The 6,825-nt window shown below is 44.8% G+C and carries 5 protein-coding genes and 1 pseudogene; 4 read left to right on the plus strand and 2 right to left on the minus strand.

Annotation, left to right across the window (positions count from 1 at the left end; genetic code table 11):
- Positions 1 to 198 precede the first annotated feature (198 nt).
- The 4 genes and pseudogenes from Q3886_RS07330 (at position 199) to Q3886_RS07345 (ending at position 4,682) form a co-directional block, all read left to right on the plus strand.
- On the plus strand, positions 199 to 1,092 hold the full coding sequence (locus tag Q3886_RS07330; protein WP_301860642.1) for a LysR family transcriptional regulator: 894 nt from the start codon (positions 199 to 201) through the stop codon (positions 1,090 to 1,092).
- A 165-nt stretch (positions 1,093 to 1,257) separates the two neighbouring features.
- Positions 1,258 to 2,673: a GntP family permease gene (locus tag Q3886_RS07335; protein WP_301860643.1), complete on the plus strand. Its 1,416-nt coding sequence runs from the start codon at positions 1,258 to 1,260 to the stop codon at positions 2,671 to 2,673.
- 21 nt (positions 2,674 to 2,694) lie between these two features.
- Positions 2,695 to 4,241, plus strand: a pseudogene (locus tag Q3886_RS07340) (acyl CoA:acetate/3-ketoacid CoA transferase).
- Positions 4,242 to 4,265: 24 nt separating this feature from the next.
- Positions 4,266 to 4,682, plus strand: a complete 417-nt coding sequence (locus Q3886_RS07345; RefSeq protein ID WP_301860645.1) for a MaoC family dehydratase — start codon at positions 4,266 to 4,268, stop codon at positions 4,680 to 4,682.
- Between the two features lie 317 nt (positions 4,683 to 4,999).
- On the opposite strand, the gene Q3886_RS07350 is transcribed toward Q3886_RS07345, so the two are convergent.
- Together Q3886_RS07350 and Q3886_RS07355 are read right to left on the minus strand one after the other, a co-directional pair.
- Positions 5,000 to 5,920, minus strand: coding sequence for a ketopantoate reductase family protein (locus tag Q3886_RS07350; protein WP_301860646.1), 921 nt, complete (start codon positions 5,918 to 5,920; stop codon positions 5,000 to 5,002).
- Positions 5,921 to 6,154: 234 nt separating this feature from the next.
- Positions 6,155 to 6,640 (minus strand): hypothetical protein, encoded by a 486-nt coding sequence (locus tag Q3886_RS07355; RefSeq protein ID WP_301860647.1) that lies wholly within the window; start codon positions 6,638 to 6,640, stop codon positions 6,155 to 6,157.
- Positions 6,641 to 6,825 lie beyond the last annotated feature (185 nt).

The raw sequence follows: 6,825 nt of genomic DNA on the forward strand, positions 1-6,825 counted from the left end.
ATATATATGATTTGCAATGCGAAATATTAATGATGCGATCAAAACATATATATTCGGAGCGAATTAGAGCCATTGCGTTCACAATAATATACGTATATCCCTGAAAATATAAAAATATACGGGGGGGGGGGTATAATTTGTAATGGACTTATGCTGTTCAAAGAGCAGTATGACCATGCAAAGGGAAGGAGATTATATATGAACATTGATCATTTTATTTATTTTATTGAAACCGTGAAAAAACAGAGTTTTACAAAAGCTGCAGACTCACTGTTTATTAGTCAATCGACAATTAGTAAAGCTGTGCGGTCTCTGGAAAAGGCTTATGATACGGAATTAGTAGATAGAACAGCAAAAAAATTCAAACTTACATCAGCAGGAGAGATTTTTTATCACAGTGCTGTCAAAATTGTCTCCAATTATCAGGCAGAAACGGAAGTGCTATCCGTTCTTCTAAATAGCCGGCGTGGAACACTGACATTGGGTATTCCTCCTGTGACGATTACGATTGTTCATTCTATACTGCATCAGTACCAGGCTATGTATCCGGCTATTCACCTGCAAGTATCTGAATTGGGGGCTAAAACAGCTTACTCCCTAGCAAAAGCAGGGGCAGTAGATATCAGTATTTTAATACAGCCCTTTGTTGATACAGATTTTGTACAGATCCCATTTTTACATTCTGATGTTGTATGTGTTGTTTCTCCCAGTCACCGGCTGGCTAATTATGATACCATTTCATTCCAACAGTTATCGCAGGAATCCTTCTATATTTTAAATACGACATTCATGCTTCATGATGCCATTATTGATGCCTGCCATAAAGCTGGATTTTCTCCTCATATTGTACAGGAAAGTGGACAGTGGGATTTACTCGTCGAATCGGTATGTAGCAGCAATGGTGTTACCCTGCTGCCGCGACCAATTATTGAGAAATTTTGCACAAACAAAGTGGTTTCTATCGCCTTGTGTGACCCCATATTGCCTTGGGTACCGACAGTTGCGTATCATAAGGAGAAATTTATTTCTGCTCCCATGAAGCTTTTTTTGGACATGATTGAAAAAATAAAAGAGAGAAACGAGGCACAATAATGACGTAAATTCATGATATATGTGAAATCAACCCATTTTACTTCAATGCGATGAAATGCTACCATGAATGCATGAAACGCATTCCACTGAGAATGCATCGGCCATGGCTAAGTGCTTTGTTACTATGTTCTGTTTGTCACAAGTAAAAAGGAGTTGAGCATGTAGATGGATCTAAATGTTATCATCATTATCTTGAGCTTGGTAGGGCTCATTGCCTTTGCGTACCGGGGATTTTCCGTTATTATGATGGCCCCCATTATGGCTATTTTGGCGGCTACACTTTCCGGATTGGATATTATGCCCTCGTACACAGAATTATTTATGGGTAAGGCGGTTACGTATATTAAATCGTATTTCCCTGTATTTATGTTAGGTGCTATTTTCGGCAAGGTCATGGAAGAAACAGGGCTGGCCCGCAGTCTGGCCAGCGCTATTATCAATGGCCTGGGAAAAGAACCTCACAAAGCAGTTATTTCTGTCGTCTTGGCTGCATCTATACTGACGTATGGCGGCGTACTTCTGTTTGTCGTTGTATTTGCTGTCTACCCGTTTGCAGCCGCCTTGTTTAAGGAAGCTAATTATCCGAAACATTTTGTACCGGCAGTTATCGCTCTTGGTGCATTTACGGCGACTATGGACTGCTTGCCTGGAACTCCGCAGATTCAGAATATTATTCCTACTACCTATTTCGGAACCAACTTGTACGCTGGTCCTCTGGCTGGCCTGATTGGTGCGGCTATTATTTATGGCTGTGGTGGATATTACCTGGTACATCGCCTGAAAGCTGCTATTGCCCGCGGTGAAGGCTACGGTAATCATACGCTGAATGAACCGGAAATCGATCCTAATGCCCGGTTATTTTCCTGGAAAGTGGCCTGCCTGCCGCTGGTAGCCGTATTAGTCTTAAACTTCGTTATTACAGAATGTATTGTATGGAACCCGGATATTCTCGTTCCATTTCAGCATATGAAAGGCGTTCCTCTTGTTGCTGGCAAGGTGCAAAATGTAGCCAGCGTCTGGGCGTTAATCATTTCTCTGGTTACGGGCATTATCATTGCACTGGTTGTCGGATGGCGGGAAATTAAAACCGTTACGTCCATGACGAAAGTACTTAATGCCGGCGCTATTGGTTCACTGCTGGCCATTATGAATACGGCATCGGAAGTTGGCTACGGTAATGTTATTTCTCAGCTGCCTGGTTTTGCTGATGTAGCAAATTTCCTCATCAACATTCATGTTGGCGGCACGCCGCTCGTATCTGAAGCGGTAAGTGTTACGGTATTGGCCGGTATTACTGGTTCAGCATCTGGAGGCATGGCCATTGCTTTGGAATTGATGTCGCAGGACTGGTTGTCTTGGGCCCAATCTATTGGCATGGGGCCAGAAATCCTGCACCGTGTTGCCTCGATGGCTTCCGGCGGTTTGGATACATTGCCTCACAATGGCGCTGTTATTACCTTACTTGCCGTTTGTGGCATGACGCATCGTGAATCATATCGGGATATTTTTGCGATAACCCTGCTGAAAACGTTTGCTGTATTTGTTATTATTGCAATTTATACGCTTACGGGACTTCATTAAGAGAAAGGAGAATTTACAAACATGGCAATATGCATTTCTGCTGCAGAAGCGGCAAAAAAAATACCTGATAACGCCGTTCTTGCGACAAGCGGGTTTGTCGGCGGCTTAGTACCGGAGTCTATATTAAAGGCTATTCAGTCATCGTTTTTGGAAACAGGATCTCCACGGAATTTGGGACTTATCTTCGCTGCTGGTCAGGGAGATGGTGGTGAATTAGGATTAAATCACTTAGGTGAAGAAGGGCTGTTGCGTTTTGTCATTGGCGGCCATTTTAATCTGTCGCCCCGCATCGGCAAGTTGATTATGGAAAATAAAATCGAAGCCTATAACTTACCGCAGGGAACGATTTCCCAGTGGTTCCGTGATATTGCCGGACGCCGTCCAGGCACGATAACAAAAGTAGGGCTGCGGACTTTTGTAGATCCCCGTTTGGAAGGTGGCCGTATCAACACTAAAACAACAAAGGATATTGTACAGGTTCTGGAGTTGGATGGAGAAGAATGGTTGTGGTATAAACCACATCATTTGGATGTAGCTATTATTCGCGGAACGACGGCTGATGAAGATGGCAATATCACAATGGATGAAGAAATTGGAACTGGCGAAGCTTTGGCCATTGCTGAAGCTGCACGGGCTTGCGGCGGAATCGTCATTGCTCAGGTAAAAAAATTTGCAAAGCAAGATTCACTGGATCCTAAAGATGTAAAGGTTCCTGGTGTGCTTGTAGATTATATTGTTCCCTGCCAGGATCCGGATACAGATCATCGCATGACTTGGGAATTTGCTTATAATCCAGCTTTTAACGGCGATTTGAAAGTCTCTTTAGGATCGCTGGCACCACTGCCATTGAATAATCGTAAAATCATTGCTCGTCGCTGTGCTATGGAACTTATTCCTGATGCTGTCGTCAATTTGGGGATTGGTATGCCCGAAGGCGTATCGGCTGTAGCTGCTGAAGAAGGTATAAAAGGAATGGTCCTGACGACTGAAGCCGGAACGATTGGCGGTGTTCCTGCCGGTGGCAGCAGCTTTGGCGCGGCGACCAATGCTGCCTCGATTCTCGATCAACCTTACCAGTTTGATTTTTATGATGGAGGCGGTGTAGATCTGGCTATTTTGGGGCTGGCTGAAGCTGATGCAGAAGGTAATATTAACGTTAGCAAGTTCCATGGTCGCGTAGCTGGATGCGGTGGCTTCATCAATATTACGCAGAACTCCAAGAAAGTAATTTACTGCGGTACCTTTACAGCTGGTGGTTTGAAAGAAGAGGTACGAGATGGCAAGCTCGTTATTACGCAGGAAGGGAAGAATAAAAAATTCCTGTCTCATGTAGAACAGGTTACCTTCAGCGGCAGTTATGCTAACTCCATAGGACAGCCTGTATTATATGTTACAGAACGAGCCTTTTTAAACTGACTGCAGATGGCATGGAATTAATTGAAATTGCCCCTGGCATTGATTTGGAAAAAGATATTTTGGCTCATATGGATTTCCGGCCGATTATACGAGATGTTAAGGAAATGGATGCTCGTATTTTCGCCAGCGACCCAATGGGACTGAATATATAAGTAACTGGGAAAGGAGATGAAAACATGGCAAGAGATATTGCGTATGACGACATTCATGTCGGCGATTCTGCCTCTCTTTCCAAGACGATTTCTGAATATGATGTGTATGCCTTTGCCGGCGTTACAGGAGATTTTAATCCTGTACACATTAATGCAGAATTTGCCAAGGATTCAATGTTTCAGCAGCGGATCGCCCACGGCATGTTGTCAGCTGGCCTGATTTCCGCCGTACTGGGTACGGAATTACCGGGAATTAATACGATTTACATGAATCAGTCTCTGAGCTTTTTAGCTCCCGTACTTTATGGAGACACGCTGACTGCTACTGTGGAATGCAAGGAAAAAGACGATGCCAAACATCGCATTATCTTTAAGACAACCGTGACAAATCAGCACGGTAAGATCGTGACTGACGGCGAAGCCCGAGTCATGAAAAAGTAAGGTTCCCCGCTTTGGTGAGCCGGAACTGTATAGACGGCATAATGGCACTGCTTACAATCTTCCTTTTTGCCGTCTGGAACTGCATCACATGCCAATAAAACCCAATACGTGCTTACAACAATCCCCCGTTACATCCGGCAACCCACTGCCGAGTTTGATGTAACGGGGGATTTGTTTTGCATGCATGACCTTTATTGGGGGTGTCTATCCATCTGTCCCGGAGCCATAAAAAAGCTATGACCTAAGGAAGACGATCGTATCTGTTCCTTCGGTCATAGCCGGGTAATGCATCGTTTGCTTTTAGCTGTCAATGGTGGTTATGCATGGGAAGTTTTCTGTATGCGCTGGAAAAGGACGTGGTAGCAATGGGCCGACAAGGGAACGGGAAGCTGCAGTTCTGCTGCTTTGCGGACGAGATAGCCGCTGAATGTATCCAGTTCGCTTTGATGGCCCTGTTCCAGGTCACGGGCTAGTGAACTGGTCACATTTTTATCATCCTGCTTGAGAATGCGGTCTACCATCGTGTCTACAAGTGTGTCAGACAGGTGAACCCCCAGGGCCTTGCCGACCGTATACGCTTCCTGAAGGAGCTGGCGGAATTCTTCACGGCGCTGGGGATTATCGACTACTTCACCGATCGTGCAGTCGTAATAGGCTGTCATGACGTTGTATGCACAGTTCAGAATGTATTTATTCCAGATTTCCTGTGTAATGTCATCGGTCTTGCGCGTTGTCAGGCCGGGATGATTGAGGACTTCATAAGCCTGCTGTGCAGCAGCTTCATCAGCAGAACCGAGAAAAATGCGGGCAAAATGGCCGTACTGGCCGATAGAGAAATCCTGGTTATAGGCAGATGTAATATAAATGCATGAATCGACGAGACGACCGTGGGGAAGGATGCGCCGTGCTGTTTCCATGTGATCGACGCCGTTGAGGATGAGGACGACGATGGTGTGTGTGTCTATGCAGGGGAGCGCTGCCGTCAGTGCGTCGGCGAGAGAATAGTTTTTGACGCAGACGAAAATCATATCCTGAATGCCGGCACTGGCCGGAGTATCTGTTACAGCTGGATGAAATACGTGTTCACCGAAAAAATCGCTGTGCAGTACCAGACCGTGTTCCTGAATCGATTCTTTTCGTTTCCTGCGGGCTACGACGGTAACGTTGTCATAGTTTGCACATAAAATGGATGCTATATAACCGCCAACGCCGCCAATTCCTGTTACCATGAGTTTCATTGTTTCCTGCCTTCTTTCTGATAGAATCATGCCGATACATATACGTATGACATTATAGGATATGCTGCAATATATACTGCGTTCTATAAATTATATAGCAAAACAGCCGATTTGTCTTCCTGTATCCAGGACAGCTCAAGTGCTGTGCCAGTGACCTAGGAACGTAAGGGGATGATGGTGGCCGGAGAATGCAAAAAAAAGAGGATACCTCATAGCGAGATATCCTCAGAACTGTTATTGTACGTCCTGTTTTGGCAGGTGAGCCAGGCGGCTCGTGTTGATAAATACTTGTTTGATTTGTTTGAACAGAACCGTATCGATAGCAATTTCTTTCTTCTGGCCATCGGGAGTATAGGCGTTCTGTAATGACGCATCCAGTTTGAACTGATTATCCCGCTTATTGGCGTGCAGGGCGGCATCGTATTCGTTGATTTGACGAATGATGCGGTTTTGTTCAAAATCCATGGCAGTTAATGGATTGGCATAGGTTTCAACATAGAGTTTGCAGGAAATATTTTCGATGCTGTTCGGATAATCGCGGGTCTGCATGGCCTGAATAGAATCCATATCGACATAGACGATGCCGTCTGGCTGTGTGCTGACAACGCGGTACCGTGCCGGATTCTGGAGCAGTGTTGCCGAATCCATAGCGCTGGCACTCATTGCGCCAACCAGTCCCATGCATAAAACTGCACACAAAGCAGCTAATTTTTTCATCATACATCACAATCCTTTCTCATAAGGGAATGTCTGCATTATATCACGATATCGGGTCTACAGGCTATGAAATCGGCCAATCTGTGAGGAAACTGTAACGAAAAGGAGATTACCGCCCCTGAGGTTTTGGATTCGTTATATCTATTAGTAATATCTGCTGGGATAGAAAATTCGATTAATAATTATAT

The organism is uncultured Megasphaera sp., from assembly GCF_958350005.1.
GTDB lineage: Bacteria > Bacillota > Negativicutes > Veillonellales > Megasphaeraceae > Megasphaera.

Coding starts and splice junctions, on each gene's coding strand:
- Q3886_RS07330 (WP_301860642.1), top strand. CDS start 199: ATGAACATTGATCATTTTATTTATTTTATTGAAACCGTGAAAAAACAG.
- Q3886_RS07355 (WP_301860647.1), bottom strand. CDS start 6,640: ATGATGAAAAAATTAGCTGCTTTGTGTGCAGTTTTATGCATGGGACTG.
- Q3886_RS07335 (WP_301860643.1), top strand. CDS start 1,258: ATGGATCTAAATGTTATCATCATTATCTTGAGCTTGGTAGGGCTCATT.
- Q3886_RS07345 (WP_301860645.1), top strand. CDS start 4,266: ATGGCAAGAGATATTGCGTATGACGACATTCATGTCGGCGATTCTGCC.
- Q3886_RS07350 (WP_301860646.1), bottom strand. CDS start 5,920: ATGAAACTCATGGTAACAGGAATTGGCGGCGTTGGCGGTTATATAGCA.